At 69.9% G+C, this 23240-nt stretch carries 17 protein-coding genes; 10 read left to right on the top strand and 7 right to left on the bottom strand.

The genetic code is table 11. The features are described 5' to 3' along the window. Window positions 1–84: 84 nt before the first annotated feature. The 3 genes from ACTWPP_RS05605 to ACTWPP_RS05595 all read right to left on the bottom strand — a co-directional run bounded on the left by ACTWPP_RS05605 (window position 85) and on the right by ACTWPP_RS05595 (window position 3512). Window positions 85–1833: a protein kinase domain-containing protein gene (locus ACTWPP_RS05605; protein ID WP_443102999.1), complete on the bottom strand. Its 1749-nt coding sequence runs from the start codon at window positions 1831–1833 to the stop codon at window positions 85–87. A gap of 183 nt (window positions 1834–2016) precedes the next feature. Beyond that, a complete protein-coding gene (locus ACTWPP_RS05600; RefSeq protein ID WP_443102998.1) occupies window positions 2017–2160 on the bottom strand; it encodes a hypothetical protein in 144 nt (47 codons plus the stop codon). A 35-nt stretch (window positions 2161–2195) separates the two neighbouring features. Then, complete coding sequence (locus ACTWPP_RS05595) at window positions 2196–3512, bottom strand: GH1 family beta-glucosidase (protein ID WP_443102997.1); 1317 nt, start codon at window positions 3510–3512, stop codon at window positions 2196–2198. A gap of 149 nt (window positions 3513–3661) precedes the next feature. On the opposite strand from ACTWPP_RS05595, the gene ACTWPP_RS05590 reads away from it, so the two are divergent. The 5 genes from ACTWPP_RS05590 (at window position 3662) to ACTWPP_RS05570 (ending at window position 8685) form a co-directional block, all read left to right on the top strand. Continuing rightward, on the top strand, window positions 3662–4285 hold the full coding sequence (locus tag ACTWPP_RS05590; protein WP_443102996.1) for a TetR family transcriptional regulator: 624 nt from the start codon (window positions 3662–3664) through the stop codon (window positions 4283–4285). Between the two features lie 46 nt (window positions 4286–4331). After that, entirely contained in the window at window positions 4332–4940 is a 609-nt protein-coding gene (locus ACTWPP_RS05585) for a hypothetical protein (RefSeq protein ID WP_443102995.1), read from the top strand. Between the two features lie 290 nt (window positions 4941–5230). Continuing rightward, complete coding sequence (locus ACTWPP_RS05580) at window positions 5231–6340, top strand: ferritin-like domain-containing protein (protein WP_443102994.1); 1110 nt, start codon at window positions 5231–5233, stop codon at window positions 6338–6340. 311 nt (window positions 6341–6651) lie between these two features. Beyond that, the gene (locus ACTWPP_RS05575; RefSeq protein WP_443102993.1) at window positions 6652–7569 is read left to right on the top strand and encodes a hypothetical protein; all 918 of its coding nucleotides are present in this window, start codon (window positions 6652–6654) and stop codon (window positions 7567–7569) included. Window positions 7570–8070: 501 nt separating this feature from the next. Further along, on the top strand, window positions 8071–8685 hold the full coding sequence (locus tag ACTWPP_RS05570; RefSeq protein WP_443102992.1) for a septal ring lytic transglycosylase RlpA family protein: 615 nt from the start codon (window positions 8071–8073) through the stop codon (window positions 8683–8685). A gap of 189 nt (window positions 8686–8874) precedes the next feature. Here the strand turns inward: ACTWPP_RS05570 and ACTWPP_RS05565 are convergent, their stop codons facing one another. Then, window positions 8875–9897, bottom strand: coding sequence for a hypothetical protein (locus ACTWPP_RS05565; RefSeq protein ID WP_443102991.1), 1023 nt, complete (start codon window positions 9895–9897; stop codon window positions 8875–8877). A gap of 350 nt (window positions 9898–10247) precedes the next feature. Between ACTWPP_RS05565 and ACTWPP_RS05560 the strand changes: the two genes are divergently transcribed. After that, window positions 10248–10610 carry a YkvA family protein gene (locus ACTWPP_RS05560; protein WP_443102990.1) on the top strand — a complete coding sequence of 121 codons (363 nt, stop codon included), beginning with the start codon at window positions 10248–10250 and terminating at the stop codon, window positions 10608–10610. Between the two features lie 45 nt (window positions 10611–10655). Here ACTWPP_RS05560 and ACTWPP_RS05555 read toward each other — a convergent pair whose 3' ends face one another. Beyond that, complete coding sequence (locus ACTWPP_RS05555) at window positions 10656–11402, bottom strand: IclR family transcriptional regulator (protein ID WP_443102989.1); 747 nt, start codon at window positions 11400–11402, stop codon at window positions 10656–10658. 1577 nt (window positions 11403–12979) lie between these two features. Here ACTWPP_RS05555 and ACTWPP_RS05550 point away from each other — a divergent pair. From ACTWPP_RS05550 to ACTWPP_RS05535, 4 genes are all read left to right on the top strand, one after another. Next, a complete protein-coding gene (locus tag ACTWPP_RS05550) occupies window positions 12980–13285 on the top strand; it encodes a hypothetical protein (RefSeq protein ID WP_443102988.1) in 306 nt (101 codons plus the stop codon). A 219-nt stretch (window positions 13286–13504) separates the two neighbouring features. Further along, window positions 13505–13753, top strand: coding sequence for a TFIIB-type zinc ribbon-containing protein (locus tag ACTWPP_RS05545; RefSeq protein ID WP_443102986.1), 249 nt, complete (start codon window positions 13505–13507; stop codon window positions 13751–13753). 259 nt (window positions 13754–14012) lie between these two features. Continuing rightward, on the top strand, window positions 14013–15848 hold the full coding sequence (locus ACTWPP_RS05540) for a fatty acyl-AMP ligase (protein ID WP_443102985.1): 1836 nt from the start codon (window positions 14013–14015) through the stop codon (window positions 15846–15848). Window positions 15849–16009: 161 nt separating this feature from the next. Further along, the gene (locus tag ACTWPP_RS05535) at window positions 16010–18808 is read left to right on the top strand and encodes an MMPL family transporter (protein WP_443102984.1); all 2799 of its coding nucleotides are present in this window, start codon (window positions 16010–16012) and stop codon (window positions 18806–18808) included. Window positions 18809–18979: 171 nt separating this feature from the next. On the opposite strand, the gene ACTWPP_RS05530 is transcribed toward ACTWPP_RS05535, so the two are convergent. Beyond that, on the bottom strand, window positions 18980–20212 hold the full coding sequence (locus ACTWPP_RS05530; RefSeq protein WP_443102983.1) for a glycosyltransferase: 1233 nt from the start codon (window positions 20210–20212) through the stop codon (window positions 18980–18982). Between the two features lie 9 nt (window positions 20213–20221). Further along, on the bottom strand, window positions 20222–23086 hold the full coding sequence (locus ACTWPP_RS05525) for a DHA2 family efflux MFS transporter permease subunit (RefSeq protein ID WP_443102982.1): 2865 nt from the start codon (window positions 23084–23086) through the stop codon (window positions 20222–20224). Window positions 23087–23240: the final 154 nt, after the last annotated feature.

The raw sequence follows: 23240 nt of genomic DNA, 5'->3' as shown, positions 1-23240 counted from the left end.
AGGCCGCAGCATGTCATGCGAGACGGCAGATCTGCTTCATCGGGGGAACGGTGACCGATGCGAGTCGGCCGGGTGGCGTAGGCGCTAACTCCCGAGCGTGCGGAACTCGGTGAGGGTGATTTCCTGTTTCGGTTCGCCGTCGTCGGAGCCGTTGCCCACCCCCGCGTCGGCGACCTTGTCCACGATCTCCATGCCGGAGGTGACGCGGCCGATGACGGGATAGTTGGCGGGCAGATTCTGCGCATCCTCGTAAAGGATGAAGAACTGGCTTCCGTTCGTATCTGGACCGGCGTTGGCCATGGCCACGGTCCCCCGGGTATACCGGATGCCGGTCGTGTTCTCGTTGGCGAACTTGTAGCCGGGGCCGCCGGTTCCGGTGCCCGACGGATCGCCGCACTGAAGGACCTTCAGGGTCGGGTTCGTCGTGAGCCGATGGCACGCCGTGCTGTCGTAGAACTTCTGATTCGCGAGGTAGGCGAGGGAGTTCACCGCGCACGGCGCCTTGTCGGCGTCCAATTCCAGTTGGAGTGTGCCGAGGTTGGTCTTGACGGTCGCGCCGGCCGGCAGGGCTCCCGATGACGCAGGCGGCGTCCCGACGTCCTTCACCTGCCCGGTGGTCACGGGCTCGTAGCCGCAGCCGTCCACGCTGGTAGAGGAGGTGACGGTGGGAGAAGACCGGGCCACCGGCGTCTTGCCTTCGGCACCGGGCTTCTCGCCGTCCCTGAGCAGGACCGCGGCGACCACCCCGCAGGCGCCCAACAGCACGACGGTCAGGGCTGCGGCGGCGATCAGCAGCGGGCGGCCGCTCCGCCCAGGTGCCGCCGGATGCGTGGAGTACGGAAATCCCGGCGGAGGCGGAGGCGGAAGCTGCGGCGAAGACTGGGGCTGAGGCGGTACGGCGGGTGGAAACATTCCGGCCGGCCCCGCACCGTCCGGCGGCGCGAACGGAGGCGGGGCTGCGGGAGGTGGCGGGGCCGCGGGGAGGGCGGCGGCTGAGGTGCCTTCCGCGAGGAGGTTCGCGCCCGTTCCGGAGCCCAGTAGCCGCTGCAGAACCTGAAGTGCGGTCGGGCGCGCCGCCGGGTCCTTCGCCAGGCAGGACGCGGCCAGATCACGCAGGTCCCCGGTCAGCGCGCCCAGGTCCGGCTCGCCGTACAGGATCCGCTGCATGATGGCCGGCACGGAGTCGTTGCCGAACGGCGGGACCCCGTTCGCGGCGAACGCCATCGTGCAGCCCCACGCGAACATGTCCAGCGGCGCGCCGCCGGTCGTCCCGGCCACCTGCTCCGGCGCCATGTAGGCGGGCGTGCCGACGGCCCCGGTCATGGTCGCGGACGTGGCGTCCAGCGGCCGGGCGATGCCGAAGTCGATGACCTTCGGACCGTCCGCGCCGAGCAGCACGTTGGCCGGTTTGAAGTCGCGGTGGACGACGCCCGCGTCCTGGATCGCCGCGAGCGCGGTCGCGGTGCCGATGGCGAGCCGGGTCAGTTCGGCGGCGGTGACCACCCCGCGCTCGGAGACCAGGTCACGCAGGGAAGGCCCGTCGATGTACTCGCTGACGATGTACGGCGTGTCCCCGTCGGCCTCCGCGGCGACGACGGGCGCGGTGCAGAACGGGGCGACGCGCCGGGCGGCGGCCAGTTCCCGCTCGAAACCGGTGCGGGCGCGGGCGTCGCGTCCGAAGTCGGCGTGCAGGAGTTTCACCGCCACCCGCTGTCCGGTGTCCGATTCGCCCAGGAAGACGCTGCCCTGGGAGCCCTCCCCGATCCGGGCGGTCAGCCGGAACCCGCCGACCTCGCGGGGATCGTTGGAGCGCAGCGGACGCGCGTCGGGCATTCGGGACCTCCACGGCGGAAGCGGGGTGAGCAGACTATCTGCGGGCGCTCTCACCTGATGTCCGAGGCCGTCCCGTCATGCAGGGTTTCTTCGGGCGGCGGAGGGACGGCGGTGCGGCGCCGCGCTCGCGTTCAGGACGGCGTCCGCCCGGGGGGCTCAGGACGGGTGTATTGGGCTGCGTGTTCAGTTCGGGCGTCCGGCTGTGTGCTGCGCGAGTTCCAGATCGATTAAGGCGCCGATCATCGCCCGCCAGACCGACTCGGCCACCTCCGGTGCAAGGCCCGCGCGGGCGGCGCGCTCGCGCGCCAGCGCGACGGCCTTCCCCACCGTCTCGTGCGGTGACGTCGTCTCGTTCGGTGGTGTCAGTGTGACTTGGCGTGCTCTCGGGTGGATGCGATGAGGTCGCGGTACCAGGTGTAGGACTTCTTCGGCGTGCGTTTCTGCGTCTCGTAGTCGACGTGGACGAGGCCGAAGCGCGGGTGGTAGCCCTCCGCCCATTCGAAGTTGTCCAGGAGCGACCACGCGTAGTAGCCGCGGATGTCGATGCCCTCTTCCGTGGCGGTCCGCATGGCCTTGATGTGGGCGTCCAGGAAGTCGATGCGGGACGAGTCGTCCACGGCGCCGTCCGGGCCGATCTCGTCCGGGAACGAGCAGCCGTTCTCGGTGATGTAGAGCGGCGGCAGGTCGTACCTGGAGTCGAGCGTACGCAGTAGCGAAAGGAACGCGTCGGGGACGATCGGCCAGCCCATCCCGGTCGTGGGGTACTCGGTGATGTCGGTGATGTCGAAGGGGAGCGGGCCCTCGGACGGCGTCGTCAGCCGTGTCGGCTGGTAGTAGTTCACGCCGAGGAAGTCGATGGGCGCCCCGATGACGGCGAGGTCCTCGGGGCGGACGAACGGCGCGTCGCCCATGATGGCGGGGTAGCGCCCGAGGAGGACGGGGTCGGTGAACAGCCGGTTCATGAACGCGTCGAAGGCGTCCGCGGCCGGCTGGTCGCCGGGGGTCGCGGCCCAGGCCGGGGAGTAGTGGTTCGTCAGGCCGATGGTGCGGGCGTTCCGGCTGCGCAGGGCGTGGACGGCGAGTCCGTGGCCGAGGAGCTGGTGGTGCGCGGTGGGGAGCGCGTCGAGCATGAGCGTCCGGCCGGGGGCGTAGACGCCGAACGCGTAGCCGTAGGCCATGACGACCACCGGCTCGTTCAGGGTTATCCACATTTCCACGCGGTCGGCGAGCCGTTCGGCGGCGAGGTAGGAGAATTCAGCGAACCGGTAGGCGGTGTCACGTTCCATCCAGCCGCCTGCGTCTTCGAGGGGCTGGGGGAGGTCCCAGTGGTAGAGGGTCGCGGCGGGGGCGATGCCTTCGGCGAGGAGGCCGTCGACCAGGCGGTCGTAGAAGTCGAGTCCCCGGGTGTTGACCGGTCCGCTCCCGGACGGCTGGACGCGCGGCCACGCGATCGAGAAGCGGTAGGAGTCGACGCCGAGGCCGGCCATGAGCGCGACGTCCTCGGGCCAGCGGTGATAGTGGTCACAGGCGACGTCGCCGGTGTGGCCGTCGCGGACGCGTCCCGGTGTGCGGGAGAACGTGTCCCAGGTGGACGGTCCCCGCCCGTCCTCGTCGGCCGCGCCCTCGACCTGGTAGGCGGCGGTGGCGACGCCCCAGCGGAAGCCTTCCGGAAGCCCCATCGCGTCCCTCTCCCATGCCTGGCCAAATGCGAATAGCTTTCGGATATTAGGCGCTCGGGTGGTGTGCACGGAAGACTCCCATGACCCCGCGGTGGGGAACGGCAGGTCGTGCATGCCGAGGGCCGTCACGTTGGGGTGACAATGGTGGGGTGACCGAGATCCGGACTCCGCTCCGCCGTCGTCCCGCCCAGCGCCGCAGCGCCGAACGCGTCCAGCGGATGCTCGACGCCTGCGCGGACATCCTCGACGAGGACGGCTACGACGGCCTCACCACGACGCGCATCGCGCAGCGCGCCGATGTGGCGATCGGCTCGGTGTACCAGTTCTTCCCCGACAAGCGCGCGGTCGCGCAGGCCCTCGCTCTGCGCAACCTGGAGGTGTTCGGGGAGCGGATCTCGGCGCGGCTCGCCGAGGACGACTTCGCCGACTGGTCCGACACGGTCGGCGCGGTCATCGAGATCTTCGTGGAGATGCACCGCACCGTCCCCGGCTTCCGGGTGCTGCGGTTCGGCGACGTCGCGGACGTCAACCTGCTCGACTCGGACGCGGACAACAACGCGGTCGTCGCCGACCGGCTCCGCCAGATGATCGTCGAGACGTTCGACCTGCGGGACACCCCTGGGCTCGCCACCGCCCTCGCCATCTCGGTGGAGGCAGGCGACGCCGTACTGAAAATGGCGTTCCGCAGTGACCCGGACGGCGACCCGCTGATCGTCGCCGAGGCGGAGCGGCTGATCCACGGCTATCTGGCCTCGCACATCGAAGAGTCCTGACTGGGGCACTCGTCTGTGCCAGACTCCGCAAAAAGCTACAGAACGGGTGAGTCCGCTGGACGAAGAACGGCTTCAGGCGCAGAACCGGCTGCTGATCCGGCAGCGGATCCGCCTGATGGTGAACCAGTACGAGGTGCACGCCGAGGCGCCGGGCGGCGGGGAGGGCGAACTGCTCGCCTTCGCGCAGCAGAAGCGCCTGGCGTTCAAGGAGCAGGTGACCCTCTACGCGGACGACGCCAAGACCCGTCCGATCCTCGGTTTCAAGGCCCGCAAGCGCATCGACCTCGCGTCCGCGTACGACATCACGGACGCGCACGGCCAGCCGATCGGCGTCTTCCGCAAGGACTTCAAGAAGTCGCTGCTCGCCTCCACCTGGCACCTGGAGCAGCCCGGCCTCGGCGTCACGACGGGCAGCGAACGCAACAAGGCGATCGCGCTGCTGCGCCGCATCTGGCAGGTCATCCCCTACGTCGATGCCCTGCCGTTCGCCTGGCCGTACCATTTCGACTTCTACGCCGGTGACCAGGTCGTCTTCTCGGTCGACAAGAAGTTCGGGATCCGCGACCGCTACGTCGTCGAGATCAAGGACCCGCGCATCGACCGCCGCCTGGTCATCGCCCAAGCCGTGGGCTTGGACGCCCTCCAATCCCGCTGACCCTCGCGCCGCACGCCCCCGGGTGACCCGTCGCCGCGACACGTGCTCACACGCGTCCGTGTTGTCGTCCGGGGGTCTTCGCCCCTGCCGTCCGCCGGTCGTGCGGGGCGGTTTGCCAGAGGGGTTTGCCAGAGAAGTTCGCAGGAGGATTTGCGACCGGGTTTGTCGGTGGGTTCTTGCATGACGCTGGCCTCGTGGCGCTTTACATGTTACCAAGGTATGTAAAGCCGTGGGCGGAGCACACCTGCGTCGCGATCGCGCGGCGTCATCCCCCCGAGGAGGATCCCCCCGTGAGTTCCTACGACCTCTACACCACGCCTGTCCCGAAGGAGACGTGGAACGTCCCGATGGCGGGTGATACCCGCTTCACCTGGGAGTACGACGACGGCCGCGACCGGCTGCTGAACCTGTACCAGAAGGGCAAGGACAAACAGTGGGACGCGCAGAAGCGCATCGACTGGGGCCTTGAGGTCGATCCGGTCAACGTCGCCGGCCTGCCGGAGAACTTCAACCCGCTCTTCGGCTCCGACATCTGGGAGAAGATGTCGCAGAAGGAGCGCGACGAGTTCGGACGGCACCAGGGCTCGTGGTTGTTCAGCCAGTTCCTGCACGGCGAGCAGGGTGCGCTGAACGTGTCGGCGCGCATCGTGCAGTCCGTCCCCGACCTGGACTCCAAGTTCTACGCCGCCACCCAGACCATGGACGAGGCGCGGCACGTCGAGCTGTACACGAAGTTCGTGCACGAGAAGATCGGCATGTACTACCCGATCAACCAGGACCTGGCGAAGCTGCTCGCCGAGTCGCTGGAGGACAGCCGCTGGGACCTGCCGTACCTCGGCATGCAGGTCCTCATCGAGGGCCTCGCCCTCGCCGCGTTCGGCCTCTACCGCGACATGTCGACGAACCCGCTGGTCAAGCAGCTCCTCGCCTACGTCATGCAGGACGAGGCGCGGCACGTGGCGTTCGGCCGGCTCGCGCTCAAGGACTACTACGCCGAGCTCACCGACAAGGAGCGGGCCGAGCGCGAGGAGTTCGTCGTCGAGGGCTGCTACCTGATGCGGGACCGTTTCAAGGGACGCGAGGTCTTCGAGCAGCTCGACATGCCGGTCGACAAGTGCATGGAATTCGTCGACAACTCCGACATGTACACGCTTTATCAGTCGCTGCTGTTCAGCCGGATCGTCCCGTGCGTCCGGGACGTGGGGCTCTGGGGCGACAAGGTGCAGGCCGCCTACGCGGACATGGGCGTCCTCGACAACGCCAAGGCCGACCTTGAGGCGCTGATGAAGCAGGACGAGGAGATCGCCGAAAAGGTCGACGAGGAGCGTTACGCGGCCGAGCTCGCCGCCCGCAAGAACGAGGTCGACGAGGCCATCACCCTGGGCGGCGTCACAGAGTAGCCAGCCCACGACCCAGAACGGGGGCGCCCCTCGGGCCGCCCCCGTTCGGCGTCTGTGCGCCGGGTTTCGTTCGTGGGATCGTTCCGCATTGCCGGGACGGCTTTATCGGATCTTGTCACCATTTGGTGTACGCGGGGATGTCGCCGATCAATTTCCGTAGATCTATATGGTGTTTGCCAATTGCTTCTCCAATCGGCTGTGCACGCTTCCGGCCTGTACTAATGTCGCCGGTCGACGGTGCGCCGGATTCTGCGAGCCGCGCGGGCGCACATCACACGTGCAGGGTCAGTCCGAATACCCCGGGGGGAAGCATGAACCGATCCGTCAGAAATCTGCTGAGCATCTCCGTCCTCGCTCCGGTCGCCGCCGCGTTCGCGGTCGCGGCCGCACCGGCGAACGCCGCGCCGGGCCCGTCCACCACGCTCTTCTACGAGTCGTACGCCGCGACCGCGCCGGCCGCCCGGACGCTCCCCGAGCCCGTCACGGAAGTCGCCGGGCAGACCGCGGAACTGACCACGGGAGCGGTCGACGGTGCCCTCCAGAGCGCCCCGGCCGGGACCGGCTTCCGCCAGGCGGGATGCACCCTGGACCCCGGCAAGGCGGTCAACTCCCACGCCGGGACGCGCCTTCCGGAGACCCCGCTGATCGTCCCCGGCCAGACCCCGGTGGGTGGTCTCGCCAAGGGCGACTGCCTTGGCTCGGCGTCCCGGGGCGACCTCCGTTCGGCGGGGGACGCGCTGCCCGTCCCGTCCGGCGACTCGGGTGAACTCCCCGGCAACGCGGGCGACCTGCCCGGGAGGCTCCTGGGGAACCTCACCAACCTCGGCGGGGCCCTGAACACCGGCTCGCTCGGCGGGCTGGCGGGCGGGGGCACCGCCCTCCCCAACGGCCGCTATGCCGAGGCGCCGCTGAGCATGCCTCTGCCGGCCCTCCCGTCCACGCTCGGCTCCGCGCAGCCCGCCGGTCTGCCGGTCGGTACGACGCTCTTCCCGCCGGCCGGGCGCCGCGCGCGGCCGGGACCGGCCGACGACGTCCTCGGCCAGGCGAACAAGGCGGTCAACCAGGCCGGCGCCGGCCTCGACAAGACCGAGAGCAGCGTCGGCCAGGTGGTGGAGGTGCTGAAGGCGCGGGAGCGCGTCGCGGCCCGGGCGGACGGTCCGCTGGACGGCCCGGTGTCCCTGCTCGACCCGTCCGGGCTCGGGCTGCCGGGCGTGCCCGGCCTCGGCTGAGCCGGCGAGGGAACGGGGCGTTCCGCAGGTGTCGACCGCATCTGCGGAACGCCCCGTTCCGTTTGCGGCCAAGCGTTTGTTATTTGCCCGAGATCATACGTTCTCAGGCGAGTAAATGTGATCTTCGAAACCGGTTACCCCATGCGGTTGATCCACTTCGTAGGGCAAAAGATCGGGTGACAAACCCCACAAACCAGGGGCCTGCGGCTTGATTCACGCGAGACGCAACGTACGGTCAAGGACTTGTGCGGCGTCTTAGAGATCAAAAGTAAAGATGCCTTTCCAGCCGCACCTGCCGGACGCCGTGACCGCGATGACGCGCAAGCGCCCAAGACCATGATGCGCAGGCGCCTTGAAGATCGGTGCGGAAGTGGGCCCGTGAGCCCGCGGGCGGCGGGGGATTCGGGGACGAGAACGATCGACGTCGCCTGAACGCGCCGCGAGAACGGCGGTACGACACGCCGGGCGTCCGGGGCCCTGTCCCCGAACAAAGGACACTCTGTGGGTAGCCCTTTCAGGCGTCTTCTTCGAGCACGCCTACGCACCATCCTGGTCATCTCCGGTGCCACCGCCGCGGTCCTCGCATTGGGCGCGTTCGCCCTGGTCAACGGTGACGGCACCACGAAGTCGACCCAGGCCGCGCAGACCGCGCCGCAGGCCACGACACCGCTGGGGGACCGGCCGCGATCGGAACCGCCGCGGGCGAGCCGCGGCAAGACCCGCTCACCGGAGCCGTCACCGGCGAAGACGAAGACTCCGAAGCGCAAGCCCGACACGCAGGCCGGCCATGTGCCCGAACCCGAGAAGAAGAAGCAGAACAAGGTCGTGGAGTCGGGCTCCTGCAAGGCCTCCTACTACTGGCAGGGTCAGATGACCGCCAGCGGGGAGCCGTTCGACCCGAGCGAGCTGACGGCTGCGCACAAGACGCTGCCGATGGGCTCCAAGGTCCGCGTGACCAACAAGAACAACGGCCGTTCGGTCACCGTCCGCATCAACGACCGCGGACCGTACACCGGCGGACGCTGCCTGGACCTGTCCAGGGCCGCGATGAAGAAGGTCGGCGGCACGGGCGCGGGTGTCATCCCCGTCCGGTACGAGGTCCTGTCGCGCGGCTGATCACCTGAGGCGCACGAACCCGCCCGGCGGGCGCCCAACCGCGCCCGCCGGCCGGATCGTCCGTCGGCCCGATCGCGCCATCCGGCCGGATCGCGCCTGTCGCCGGATCGTGCCTGCCGGTCGGAGACGCACCAGTTCAGCGCCCGACAGCGTCAGCGCTCGTACATCGTTCTCGGTGGGCTGCGGGGGTCAGCGTCCGCTGCTCACCTCTGCGCAGCGGGCCTCGACCGTGTTCGGTGTCTGAGAGGCGTCGCCGCCCGCGTCCAGTGACCAGGCCCCATGCCCGGCGTCCACCGGCTGTGCCTCCCCGGCGGGCGCGTCCACGCGCTGAGCGTCCGCCGGGCGGGTGTGCGCCGGGTGGGTGTGCGCCGGCGTCGGCGGCGATGGGGTGGCGAGGCGTTCGCGGAACCAGTCGGTGAGGACGCCGTCCACGCGCACGGCTTCGGTGATGGGCGCGCGGGCCTCGGTGCCGGGTTCCGCGGCCAGGGCGTGTCCCATGCGGAACGTGGTGGACTCCACGGGGCCGGTGGCGTGGCGGCGCAGCATGTCGCGCAGGGCGGTGATCTCGCGGGCGGGGACGACGCGGTCCTTGGCGCCGCCGATGAGCAGTGTCGCGACGTCGCGTCCGGCGAGGTCGGCGGCGATGGCGCCGAGGTCGAGCCGGTCGGCGAGCGCGCGGGCGCGGTCGGTCCAGGACCGTTCGAGGCCGGAGCGCTTCTCCACCGCACGTGCGGCACGCGAGGGCGCCACGACGGGCGCCACGAGCGCGACGGTGCTCACCGGCACGACGTCGCGTGCCACGGCCAGCAGTGCGGCGGCGCCGCCCGTGCTGAAGCCGACCAGGCCGATGGGGCCGTCCGGCAGGGCGAGATCGCGGCGGATGTCCGCCAGGGCGGCGGGGAGGTGCTGCGCGGCGTTCTCGACCGCTGTGCAGTACGTCTCGATGGTCTCCGTCTGCAGGATCGCGCCCGATCCGAGCCCGCCGTCCGGGCGTGCGGGCAGGTCGAGGTAGACCCGCCATACCGGTACGCCCGTCATCGGGATCGACGCCGCGAGCGCGCTCGCGGTGCGCGGGGGGTCGAAACCGGGCCAGGCCACGATCAGGCGGGTCGAGCCCGTGGCGGTCCCGTCTACCGCGGTCGGGGGCAGCGCGACGTAGGGGGCGCCCCCTGCGGTGCCATGGACGGGGTGATGCGTATGGTCGCCGCTCATCAGATACTTCGGCTCCTGCGATGGTCTACGGCGATGCCGGTCGTGCCGGGGGAGGCGGCACTCCTCCCGCGACGGCCCATGGTGCCAGCGGACGCCGGGCAACACGCCGCGAACCCGCTGCGCGTCGCCCACGAGTGATGAAGAACTCACCTGAGGTGACCCCGATCGCATGCTCGGGTCAGTGTCCGCCCGGGGTGTTTCGCGATCGTTCCGGCGCCGGTCCCGGCGGGGCGGCTGTGACACCCGCCTCATGATCGGTTCGGTGGAACATTTCCGGCACTTGCCGCGTCCTAGATAAGCGTGGGCGCCGCGGGGGCGCGCCCTCCTGAACGTCCGTATGAGGAGTGCTCGTGGACAGGAAGCGCAGTGCGGCCGCCGCAGGGCAGGCCTGGCAGATCTATCGCGAGACCCTGGAACCCGACGCACCTGGGCTGTGGCAACGTGTACGCGCCGTCCCCCGGATGCTCAAGTCGGTCCTCCGCGGGCAGTACAAGGGCATGTCCTTCGGGACGCTCGGACTGCTCGCCCTGGGCCTCGTCTACATCGTCTCCCCGATCGACGCCATCCCCGACGTGATTCCCATCGCGGGCATCGCCGATGACGCCGGCCTGGCCCTCTGGCTGGCCACGCTTCTCGTGAAGTCCGCGGGCGACTTCGTCGCCTGGGAGCGCGGTGGGCGTCCGACCGTCATCGTGGGCGAACCCGTCGACTGACAGCCCGTTGAAGGCGAGGCCATCCATGTGGATGGTCTCGCCTTTTCACGTGCTCGGGCCCAACTCCTTGGCGAAGCGCTCGGCTGCCTCCTGCATGATCGGCGCGATGTTCGGGACGGCCTCGCGTGTCATGCGCCCGGACGGGCCGGACACCGAGATCGCGGTCAGCGCCGGCGCGCCCCGCAGCGGTACGGCGAGGCAACGGACACCGAGTTCCTGCTCTTCGTCGTCCAGCGCGTACCCCCGCTCGCGGATCCGTTCCAGTTCGGACAGCAGGGCTTCGGGGTCGGTGAGCGTGTTGGGCGTGTGCGCGTCCATGCCGGTGCGCCCGAGGATCTCCCGGACCCGCTGGTCGGAAAGCTGTGACAGCAGCGCCTTCCCCACGCCGGTGCAGTGCGGCTGGACGCGCCGCCCCACTTCGGTGAACATCCGCATGGAGTGCTTGGACGGCACCTGCGCGACGTACACGGCCTCGTCGCCCTCCAGCACCGCCATGTTGGCCGTCTCGCCCACCTCGTCCACGAGGCGGGACAGCACCGGGCGCGCCCACGTGCCCAGCAGGCGGCTGGCGCCCTCGCCGAGCCGGACGAGCCGCGGGCCCAGGGCGTACCGCTTGGACGGCTCCTGGCGCACGTACCCCTGGTTCACCAGCGTCCGCATCAGACGGTAGATCGTCGGCATCGGCAGCCCGGAGGCCTCCGTCAACTCCGACAGGGCCATTTCGCCCCCCGCGTCCGCCAGATGCTCCAGCAGATCGAACGCACGCTCCAGTGACCGAACGGCCTCCGCCACCCCGTCTCCTTCCCTTGGACTCCCCCGGATTCTACGGAGAGCCGATTTCACTGTGCGAAAGAGGGGGTGTTGGCGGAGTGATGCACGTTACACATGCTGAGACATGGCAATAACTGTCTGTGCCCGGCGCCGCGTCGCCGCCCCCTGGCAACCGTAGGGAGAGAGCAAGCGCGAGAGGGGATCGGGTGCAAACGGGGCGCCGTAGGACACGCTGGGGTGCGATCGCACTGGCCGTGCCGTCGCTGACGCTCGTCGGCCCAGCCGCCGATGCCGTACCGGACGAACGCCCGTCCGCTGTCCGGTTACTCATGGACATGACGGCGACGGGGAGAACGACAACCGGCCCGGACTTTGCGCTGGCGTACACCGTCCGAGTGCATGCACAGGGCGGGACGGCGCGGGACGCGACGTTGCGTCTCATGGCCGAACATCCGTTGTCCTGGACGACGCACTCGCCGGCCTGCACGGAGACGGACTCCGGGCACGAACTGCGATGCGACCTGGGTGACCTTGGCGAGACGGCGGTTGAGCGGACGGCCTCCGTCCGAGTGCCGAATTCGATGGTCTCGGGGCCGTCCGCGAAGCCGCTGAGCGTCTTGGCCGTGGCAGACGCCGCGAACACGGACCGCCGGTCGACCCGCGCGGTAATCAACCTCTCCGACGATCCCGTCCCGATAGCGGAGACTCCACCGAGTGGCGACGGAACGCCCTGCCAGGGCGAAACGTCCGAGTCCCCTGGGACAGGTCATGATGGCCAGCCCACTGAGGGCGGTAAGCCATGCCAGAGCACCGAACCCACCGTCGCCCCAAGCCCCGGAAGTACGCCGTGTAAGGGCGACAGGCCTTGCCATGCAGGGGAGCCCAGCGGAGCCGAACCGAGTGCCAGCAGTCAGCCCGATGGGAGCGAAGACCCCACGGACGCGGGGACGCCCAGCGGCGACGAGCCCACGGTGGGCGGTCAGCCTGGTGAGGGGGACACGCCTTCGTGCAACGACGACGCTGACGGCAAGCCTTGTCAGGAGGCCCAGCCCAGTCCAAGTGGTCAGTCTGGTGCGGGCGGTGAATCTTCTGGTCCGTCCGGGGAGACCGGTGGCGGCGAGCCGACACCGGCAGACCAGCCTGGTGAGAACAAGCCGTGTAAGGGCGGCGAGCCTTGTCAGGCGGGAGAGCATGGTGGCGCGGCCCAGCCCAGTCCGAGCAGTCAGTCTGGTGCGGGCGGCGAGCCTTCTGGTCCGTCTGGGGTGACTGGCGGCGGCAAGCCGTCTCCGTCTGGCGGCAAACCGACCGGGGCCGGCGGCAAGCCGACTCCGGCTGGTCAGGCAAGACCGGACGGTAAGCCCACCGGTAAGCCGAGGGGGCACGGTCAGGCGAACCCGGGTGCGGGTGCGAACTCGGGCGCGGGTGCGGGCGCCGGGGCGTCCTCCGGTGAGACGTGTCGGCCCGGGGAGGGCGGCGAGTCCTGTGATGCCGCACAGATGCCCTTTGCCGGTTCCGGGGGCTCCGCCGGTTCCGGGGGTTCCGGTGGGCCGGGGGCGGGAGCGTCCGGGGCCGAGGGGCAGGGCGTTCAGGAGTTCCCCGTGCCGGACCTGCCCACGTCGGCGCCGTCGGCACCGTCGGCACCCGGGTCGGACGCGGCCGTACTGCCGCCGCTGACCGTTCCGGACCCGGCGCGTTCAGCGGCCGGTGAGGGCCGGATGACGCTGATGTCCCCGACCGCGATGAGCGAACGGGACGAGACGGACTGGGCGATCGTCATCGGTGCGGCGCTCGTGGCCGAGATCGGGCTGCTGTGGGGCGCGGCCTGCGTCGGTCTGTGGCGGCGCCGGATCGCGCTGTACCGTGCCGCGTCCAAGGCGGCGGAGGCCGGCCCGGCCATGGGGTGATGCCGGCCCGGCCGAAGGGTTGGGCCGGGGCCCGGCCACAGAGGGCGTGAGTGCCTTCCCGGGGGTCCGCGGGCGTGCCGGACGAGGCGGACGAGGGTTCGCCGGTTCCGGACAGCCGAATCGGCGGACGCCTGTCTCCGCACCGTTCCGAATAGGGGGCCGTGTCAGTAAGCTGGCCGCCTGGTAGTAAACGCTGTCGTGACGGACAGGGGATCCGGGATGTCAGACACGACGCTGCGATGCCCGAAGTGCGAGTCCACGCTCGGCGCCCATGAACGTCACGGGGTCGTGATCGAGGAATGCCCGGGATGCAAGGGCGTGTTTCTCGACCGCGGCGAGCTGGAACAGCTGATCGACGCCGAGAGCCGCTACCTCGCCGAGCTTCCTGACGAGGTGAACCCGGAGACGACGTACCAGGGACGGCACCGCAGAGGAATCGTGCAGCAGATCTTCTCCGGCGATCAGTAGGCCCCGGGCACGGTCGGTGACCGCGTAGACGCCCACCTGTAAAAGGGGATTTCCTCTTGTCACGGTGGTGACAAACCGGAGCTTGACGAATGTGACCGCGGGCTAATATCGCGCACTGACTACCATCCGGTAGCTTAACGATCATCGCCGGTTGCCGGGGGGCGCCAGACACAGTCGTCCGGCCCTACGCGCGCCACACCCGCCGACGGCGCCCACCCTCACCTGGCCCGCCCGGCTCGTCCCCTCGGGAGAATGATCAATGGCATTGGGCTCGCTGCTTCCCGACCTCCTGCCCGGAGGTTCCGGCCGCACCCCGCTGATCGAGCGGGTCGCGAGGTGGGCGAAGGAGAAGCCGGACGCCCCGGCCTACACCTTCGTCGACTACTCGACCGACCCGTCCGGCGCCCATGTCACGCTGACCTGGGCAGAGACGGACCGGCGCGCTCGGGCGGTGGCCGCGACCCTCCGGCAGGTCACCGGCCCCGGCGAACGCGCCGCGCTGCTGTTGCCGCAGACCCTCGAATACATGATGACGATGCTCGGCGCCATGTACGCGCACGTCATCGCCGTGCCGCTGTTCTCGCCCGACCTGCCGGGGCACGCCGACCGGCTGATCGGCGCCTACGCCGACGCCGAACCCGCGGTCATCGTCACGACGCGGAACGCGCTGCCGCACGTCGAGAAGTTCCTGGCCGACCACGACGTCCCGCAGCCGAAGGAGATCGTGTTCGCGGAGGAGATCGACCTCTCCCTGGCCGGGCGGTGGGACGACGAGCCGATCGCGTTCGACGACCTCGCGTACCTGCAGTACACGTCGGGTTCCACCCGCCGCCCCGCCGGAGTGGAGATCACCCACGGGAACGTGACGGCGAACGCCGCGCAGCTCTGGGCAGGGTGGGCGCCCGAAAAGCCCGACCCGGAACTGGTGAGCTGGCTGCCGCTGTTCCACGACATGGGCCTGATCGCGACGATGGCGCTGCCGCTGGTGCGCGGCGACCACGCCATCTACACCGACCCCGTCTCGTTCATCATGAACCCGATGCGGTGGCTCCAGCTGATCTCGCAGCGTCCGGGCAAGAACGTCTACACCGCGGGGCCGAACTTCGCCTACGAGTACGTGGCGTCCCAGGCGACGCCGGAGAAGGTCGCCGCGCTGGACCTGTCCGGGCTGACGACGTGCCTGAACGGTGCGGAGCCGATCCGCACGTCCACGCTGTCGATGTTCGCTGAGGCGTTCGCGCCGGCCGGTCTGCGTCCGGGCGCGCAGGCGCCGGGATACGGGCTGGCCGAGGCGACCGTGTTCGTCACCGCGGCGGCCGAGGACGTCCCGCCGAAGGTCATCTTCGTGGACCGCGACACGCTGACCCAGGGCGACCTGCGGCTCTGCGACGAGGAGTCCGAACGGGCCAGCGCGCTGGTGTCGTGCGGGCGGCCCTGCGGGCAGCTCGTCGCGATCGTCGATCCGGACGCGCGCGTCGAGCAGCCGGACGGCAAGGTCGGCGAAATCTGGGTGCACGGCCCGAACACCGCCCCCGGCTACTGGCGCAATTCCGAACGCAGCCAGGAGACGTTCGGCGGTGAACTGTCGGAACCGGAGGCGGGGGTGGGCACCCGCCAGGGGGCCGGCGAGAACACGGCGCTTCCGTCCGGGCCCTGGATGAAGACCGGTGACTACGGCGTCGTCCACGAGGGCGAGCTGTACGTGACAGGCCGCATCAAGGACCTCATCATCGTGGACGGCCGCAACCACTACCCGCAGGACATCGAGGTCACCACGCAGGAGGCGCACCCGGCGATCCGCCCCGACCACGTCGCCGCGTTCGCGTTGCCTGGGGAGGAGACCGAGCGGCTCGTGGTCGTCGCCGAGCGCAACCGCCGCGTCCCCCTTGGACGGGTGGACGTGGACGAGGTGGAGTCCGCGGTAAGGGGCGCCATCAACGTCGAGCACGAGATGAGCGTCCACGAGTTCGTGTTGATCGAACCGGGTGGCGTGGCCCGTACGTCCAGCGGAAAGATCGCACGTACGGCCACCCGGCAGCGTTACCTTGACGGCGAGCTGCCAACGACAGAGGCTCGACTGGCGTCTCGTAAGTAGGCGTCTCGCAAGTCGGCGTGACGGGTCCCCCGTCCGTCTGGGCGGGCGCGCCGTCCCGGGTGAGCGGCTGCGGTAGAGGACGGGCGGCCGGCGGTCCGGGACGGGCAAGGGCCGGCGGGGGCGACGCAGCTCCCCGGCGGCCGTGACGAAACAGGAGGATCATGCTTTCGGGGCTGGGGCGTCTCATCCACCGGCGACGCTGGACCAGCCTTGTCCTGATCATGATCATGACGGGCGTCGCCGGAGCCTGGGGCCTGGGCGTGCTCTCCAAGTTCAAGGAGGGCGGCTTCGAGGACCCCGACGCGTCCTCGACCCTCGTCGCGAAGCTGGGCGCCACCTACTTCGGCAGCACCAACCCCGACGTCCTCGTCCTCTACAGCAGCGACACCATGACGGTGGACGACCCGCGCTACCAGGCGAGCGTGGTCACCACCATCGCGCGGCTGCCCAAGGCCAACGTCGAGGAGATCATCTCGTACTGGTCGTTCGACGGTAAGGCCGCGGAGTCGTTCGCGTCCCACGACCGGCGCTCGACGTTCGTCGCCGTGAAACTCCGGGGCGAAGACGGCGCGACGATGATCGAGAACTACCACGTCGTCAAGGAACAGCTCCGCGCGCCTGGGCTGGAGGTCCAGTTCGGCGGCGCCATCCCCCTGGGGGAGGAGTTCGGCGAACAGGTCGTCGCCGACATCGTGCGCGCCGAGCTCATGACCGCGCTGCCCCTGGTCATCCTGCTCGTCATCCTTTTCGGTGCGCTCACCGCCTCCTTCCTGCCGATCATCGTGGCCGTGTTCTCGACGATCGGCGGGCTGGCCGTCCTGCATGTGGTCACCTACGCCACCGACGTGACGTCCTTCGCCCTTGAAGTCGTCACGATGATGGGCGTCGGCCTGGCGATCGACTACTCGCTGTTCATCACCAGCCGGTTCCGTGAAGAACTGGCAAGCGACATGGCCGCGCAGGGCATCGCGGCAGGCAAACCCTGGAAACGAGAACGCGACAGGAGATCTCGCAAGGCCGCGAAGAAGGCGTACAGAACGGCGATGCGTCCTGTCAGGCAGGGCGCGCTGTCCACCACCATGGCCACCGCCGGCCGCACCATCGTGGTCAGCGGCGTCACCGTGTCGGCGGCCCTGGCGGGACTTCTGCTCTTCCCGCAGATGTTCCTCCGGACGATCGGGCTCGCAGGCATCGCCACCGTCATGGTCGCCGTCTTCGGCGCCACCGTCCTGCTGCCGACGCTCTTGGCACTCCTGGGCCCGCGCGTCGAATTCGGCCGGATGCCGTGGCGGCGTCCCACGTCAAAGCGCGCGCAGCGGGACCCGAACAGCGGCTTCTGGTACCGCCTCGGCCACAGCGTGATGAAGCATCCGCTGCCGTACTTCGCGATCGTGCTCGTCATCCTGGGCGTGATGTTCGTGCCGTTCCTGAACGTGCAGTTCGGCAGCGTGGACGCCCGTGTCCTACCCGAGGACAGCCCCACCCGCGCCGTGGTCGAGACCGTCAAGCGGGACTTCCCCAACGGGTCCGCCGAACCCATCGACGTCGTCGTCTCCGGAGACCTCATCCCGCGCAACTGGACGCCCGCCGGCAAGGACGAGCCCATCCCGCCCTACCTGGAGGAGTTCAGGCAGAAGCTGGGGTCGCTGCCAGGCGTGTCGGACGCCCAGTTCACCGGCTACTCCGGCACGTACGGCGGCGTTCGCATCTCCGTCACGCACAAGTACGAACCGATGGACCGGCACGCCCAGGACCTCGTCACGAAGATCCGGGGCATGAGCCTGTCCAAGGACGGCTACCCGATGCACGTCGACGTCGGCGGCAGCACCGCCGCGCAGATGGACCTGATGTCGAGCCTGATGGAAACCCTGCCCAAGATGGCGCTCGTCGTCGGGATCGGCACGCTCTTCCTTCTGTTCATGTTCTTCGGCTCCATCGTGCTGCCGCTGAAGGCCATCGTGATGAACGTGCTGTCGATCGGAGCGTCCTTCGGCGCGATCGTGTGGGGCTTCCAGTACGGCCACCTCGCCGGCATCCTCAACTTCACCCCCACCGGCGGCGTCGAGGCCACCAGCATGATCCTCATCCTCGCCGTCGTGTTCGGCCTGTCCATGGACTACGAGGTCTTCCTGCTCAGCCGCATCCGCGAGGAATGGGACCTCACGCACGACAACCGCGCCGCGGTCGCGCGCGGCATGCAGCACACCGGCAGCATCATCACCAGCGCCGCCCTGCTCTTCCTCGTCGTCATCGGCGCGTTCAGCACGGCCGGGATCACCGTCGTCAAACTCATCGGCGTCGGCATGTTCGTCGCCATCGTCGTGGACGCCATGCTGGTCCGCTCCCTCCTCGTCCCGGCCACGATGCGGTTCATGGGCGCCGCCAACTGGTGGCTCCCGGGCTTCCTCGCCGGCCTGCACACCCGCATGGACCTGCGCGAACGCAGCACCCCTCTCACCGCGGCCGGCCCGGCCGTGCCGCCCCGCCTGCCGGACGAGCAGCCGTTCCCGTACGCCCTCCACTGGGAAGAGGCGACCCCCGTCCCCGCCCGACCCGCCGCCACACCGCCTGCGCCGCGTCCCAGGACGCCCGATGACGGCCCCGCGCCGCACATGCCACCCGCGGCGCCTCCCATGCCGTCGAGCGAGCCTCCGGAGCCTTCAGCGCCCGGACGGGCGCACCGGGTCCCGCAGGTGGACGCGAACGAAGCCTTCAAGCCCGTCCCGCCGCCCACCGTCGAAGAACCACCGAAGCTGGTCTTCCGGACGCCGCCCGGCTCGGAGGCGGCGTCGTCCCGCCCAGAGAACGGCGGACACAGGCGGTCCGAGGAGCCATGGACCCCTTGGGCGGACGGCCCGCCACAGCCGGCGCCCCCGCGCGCGCCCCGCACCAAGCGGGCGATCGTCCCCAACCCGGACGGCAGCGGATGGCACTGGGGCGAGGTGCAGGACGACGCCTGACAAGCCGCAGCGGCCACCGCTGCGCCACGGTCACCGATCTCGTGCACCACGATCAGGCCCTACACGGCGAACCTAACTCCGTCGCCAGATGCACCTACCCCCGAGGCACGGACGACTTCCGTCGACGCCCCATCGGAGTCCGGCTCGTTCATCCGACGCAGCTACGACACCTCACCGAAGGAGCGAGTCGATGATCTCCCGCGCCCGCCCGACACCGTCCTCGTCCCGGATCCGCCGCCCCAGCTCGCTCGCCTGGTCCGCCATGTCCTCGTCCCGGACGGCGCGCCGGATCCTCGACGCGAGCCGGGGGACCGTCAGCGCGCGGAACGGCAACGGAGCCGGCCCCGCCCCCAGCGACGCGACGCGCTCCCCCCAATAGGGCTGGTCGCCGAAGAACGGGCACACCACGGTCGGCACACCCGCCCGCAGCCCCGCCGCGGTCGTCCCCGCACCGCCGTGATGCACCACCGCGGCCGTTCGCGGGAACAGCCACGAGTGCGGGACGTCCCGGACGGCGAGAACCTGCTCATCCGAAGTGTCCGGATCGCCCTGCACGATGCCGCGCACCCCGGCGAGCTTCAACGCCGTCCGCACCACCATTCCGGTCATTGTGGAGTCCTTCGGCACCATGCTCCCGAACCCGACGTACACCGGTGCGGGGCCCGCCGCCAGAAACTCCGCAAGCTCCTTCGGAGGCTCCCACTCGGGCTCGTCAAGGAACCAGTACCCGGTGAGGTTCACGTTGGACGGCCAGTCCTTCGGCCTCGGAACCACGACTGGGCTGAAGCACGCCAGCACCGTCCCGCCGTCCGCGCGCCTGCCCCGCACCGGCAGCCGCCGCAGCCCCAGCGCCTCGTCCCGCCACGGGTTGATGAACGGCCGCGACAACTGCCACGCGATCTGATCGACCGCCAGGAAACTCGCCCGGTTCGCCCACGGCCCGAACATCCGCGCCTGCGGAACGAACGGATGCGGGAACGCACCCGTAGGCCGGCTCGGCTGGAAATGAATCAGCGCCCAAGGAACACCGAGATGCTCACCAATGTGCTGAGGAAGGAAACCCAGAGTGGGCCCCAATATGAGGTCGGCATCCTTACAAGCGTCCAAACACTCCGCCAACAGCCGCTCGGCCATCGGCCCCAGAATGCGCCGGAACCCGCCCAGGAACTTCACCGGATTACGCCCGCCCGCCAGCAACTCCTGACCGGCATCCGATTCGAGGATCTCCGCCGGATCCGCCGTCAACGGCGCAAGCTCCAGCCCTGCGGCGACGACCATGGGCGAGTACCGCGCACTCGCCACCAACCGCACCTCGTCCCCCCGCCGCCGCAGCACCCGCCCCAGCGCCACACACGGCTGGATGTCCCCCCGCGACCCCGCCGCGAAGATCACGATTCTGCTCACGCTGTCCTCCTACCAGGCGTCGCTGCGCGGCGTGGGTTGCGGCTCGTCCACGGGGCTCTCCTCGGGGACATAAGGCTCGTACCACCCCTCCGGCGGCGCGGGCCGCCCACCGTCCTCCGCAGAAGGCCCGTCCGCACCATCCCCGCCCACGACCTCGTCCGCCGAGCCCACACCCTGCCCCGAAGGCTCCCCGACCAACGCGCCGGCGTCCCCGACCGAGGCGGCCCGAGCGGTCACGCGCAACGACCTGACGCCGTCGCCCGGACGTTCACCGCCGCCCGCCACCGACTCCCCCTGATGGTCACTCACTCCCGCACCGGTGTCCTCGGCGGTACCGGCTTGGGCGCCCACGTCCTGGGCCGGTTCCCAGGTGCGTCCCGCCGGGGGTCCTGTCTGGCTGCGGCCGGGCAGCGCGGCGGTGTCTTCGGTGGTGGTGGGGTGGAGCAGGGGCTCAATGTCCTCGGACGGGTGTGCGGCGGAGGCGGCTTTCAGCGGCTCTGGGTGGCTGTCGGCTGGTGGGACTGGTTCGATGCGCAGGAGTTCCGGGGCCGGGCTCTCACTCGTGCGCCTCGGCAGAGGGAGAGACTCACTGCTCGTCAATGGCGCGCCTTGCTCGGAGCGCTGCTCGGTCGTGCCCTCGCCGTTCTGGGACGGGCTGACCTCGGCGGTGTGCGTCCCCGTGTGCGGAGAAGCAATCCTTCCAGCGCCGAACGGCGCTTCGGTGGTCTGGTCGAGGTATCGCTTACCAGGCTTCTCGGCGTCCACCGTGTCGGCGGGCTCGGTGAGAGGTGCCTTGGCTTCCTCGGTCCTTGCGGACGGGTTGGGGCGGCCGCTGTCGACACTTGGGTCGGTCCCGTGGGGGGAGGAGGGCGCCTCACCGATCGACGGTCGGCTGGGGTGCGGCGTGGTCAGTCCTTCGTCGCCGATGTTCTCGGTGGTCGGCCCACGTGCGTCTTCGGGGCGGCGGTTCGTGGTGGTCTCCGATGGGCCGTGAGCCGTCAGCGGGGGTGGGAGGTCGTCGTCGCTGGGCTGTTCCGGGGTGTCCTTCCAGGTGCCTGTCGCGCGTGGGGGCGGGACGACAGGTATGGGGACTGTGTTGCGTTGAGCGCTCTCGGAGGGGGATGTGGTGCTGGTCGTGGTGGGCCAGTCTTCCCAGGCGTTCGGCGGGGCGGGCGGGGGTTCGGCGGGGGGCGCCGGCCAGGGGGTCGGCGGGCCGGTGTCCTTCTGCCAGGTGAACGTGTCGTCGGTGGGCTTGGTCTCGGTGTCGGTCCACCAGTGGGGGCCCGGGGTGGGGGCGCGGTCGTCCGGCATGGCTTCGTCCTCCCAGGTGGTTGGGAGCGGAACGGGGGCGTTGGGTGGGGACGCGCTGACGAGGGCCAGGTCGACGGGGGCGCCCAGGGGGGCCACCGGGATGGGGTCGGGGGTGGTTTCGCGGGGGCCGGGCCCGGGGCCGGGCTCGGGGATGACGGGCGGCTTCTTGCCGTGTTTGGGGCCGAGCCAGCCGCGCCGGCTGGGCAGGGTGAGGGCGCTGATCACGCCGCCGATGAGGACGAGGCCGGCGCCGAGGATGAGGCCGGACGAGGTGCCGTCCCGGAACGTCTCCAGTTCGGTGGCGCTCGCGCCCTCGTCGGGGACGGTGTAGATGAGGAGGCCGATGATGGCGATGCCGAACGCGCCGGACGCCTCGCGGATGACGTTGATGACGCCGCTGGCGACGCCCGCCCGCCGCTCCGGGACGGCCTTCAGCACGTACATCACCAGCGGCATGCCCAGGGCGGCGCCGATGCCGACGAGCATGACGCCGGGCATCAGGTCGGCGTAGCCGTCGCCGGTCTGCAGCGTGGAGAACAGGAACATCCCGAGGCCCATCAGGACCATGCCGGCGCCGATCGCCGGGCGCGGGCCGATCTTGGCGGCGAGCAGGAACGCCACCGGGGTCAGCACCATGATCGCGATGGCGGGCGGCAGCATGACGAGGCCGGCCTCGGGGGGCGAGAAGCCCAGGAAGCGCTGCAGGAACGGCTGCGAGTAGAACATCATGCCGTTGAAGCCGATGCCGTAGAGCATCTGCGACATCAGCCCGCCGGTGAAGACGCGGTTGCGGAAGAACCGCAGGTCGATCATCGGGTCGGGGGCCCAGCTCTCCACCAGGATGAAGCAGACCAGCGCGATCGCGCCGAGGGCGAAGACGCTGAGCACGGAGGGGTTGGCCCAGCCGTACTTGTTGCCGGACTCCAGCCCGTAGATGAACGCGAACAGCATCGTGGCGGAGATCAGCACACCGGGCAGGTCGATGCGGGCGTGCTTGTTCTCGCCGTGCGAGGTGAGGACGAACAGGCCGAGGACGATCACCAGGATGCCGGGCAGGATGTTGATCAGGAAGATCCAGCCCCAGTGCCAGTGCTGGACGATGACGCCGCCGATGGTGGGGCCGAGCGCGGTCGCGCTGGACGCGGCGCCGATGAAGGCGATGTTGCCGATGGAGCGCTGCTTGTCGGTGCGTCCGACGGTGACCATCACCTGTGTGGCGGGCAGCACGAGCGCGGCCCCGGCGCCCTGCACGATGCGGGCGAGGATGAGCACGTCGGAGGTCTGGGCGAGCCCGCAGACGGCCGACGCGGCGGTGAAGACGACCATGCCGGAGGTGAACGTGACGCGGCAGCCGTAGACGTCGGCGAGCCTCCCGCCCATGATCATCAGGCAGGAGAACATCAGGATGTACCCGGTGGCGACCCAGTCCTTGGCCGAGGACGACATGTCGAGGTCGGCCATGATCGTGGGCAGCGCCGTGAAGACCACCGTGTTGTCCATGGTGGTCATGAACGCGCTGACGGCCACGACCGCCAGCGCCCATCGGTACCGGCCGCGGGTCACTGTGCGTACGGCGTGAAATCCCCACAGTCAGGAAATCCGCCGCTTCCCCCTAAAAGCGCTCGTCGCTATTGTCACTATTGGTTGGCAGTTCGTTACTCCACCCTGACTGTGGCCAAGGCACCTCAACTATCCCATCAGGCCACAATGGTTACTC

Origin of the sequence: Actinomadura sp. 3N407 (assembly GCF_052245875.1) — a bacterium.
Taxonomy (GTDB): Bacteria; Actinomycetota; Actinomycetes; order Streptosporangiales; family Streptosporangiaceae; genus Spirillospora.
The sequence above is the reverse complement of the archived record's forward strand: the minus strand, read 5'-3'. Positions and strand labels throughout refer to the sequence as shown.

Coding starts and splice junctions, on each gene's coding strand:
- ACTWPP_RS05605 (WP_443102999.1), bottom strand. CDS start 1,833: ATGCCCGACGCGCGTCCGCTGCGCTCCAACGATCCCCGCGAGGTCGGC.
- ACTWPP_RS05595 (WP_443102997.1), bottom strand. CDS start 3,512: ATGGGGCTTCCGGAAGGCTTCCGCTGGGGCGTCGCCACCGCCGCCTAC.
- ACTWPP_RS05575 (WP_443102993.1), top strand. CDS start 6,652: ATGAACCGATCCGTCAGAAATCTGCTGAGCATCTCCGTCCTCGCTCCG.
- ACTWPP_RS05565 (WP_443102991.1), bottom strand. CDS start 9,897: ATGAGCGGCGACCATACGCATCACCCCGTCCATGGCACCGCAGGGGGC.
- ACTWPP_RS05545 (WP_443102986.1), top strand. CDS start 13,505: ATGTCAGACACGACGCTGCGATGCCCGAAGTGCGAGTCCACGCTCGGC.
- ACTWPP_RS05540 (WP_443102985.1), top strand. CDS start 14,013: ATGGCATTGGGCTCGCTGCTTCCCGACCTCCTGCCCGGAGGTTCCGGC.
- ACTWPP_RS05535 (WP_443102984.1), top strand. CDS start 16,010: ATGCTTTCGGGGCTGGGGCGTCTCATCCACCGGCGACGCTGGACCAGC.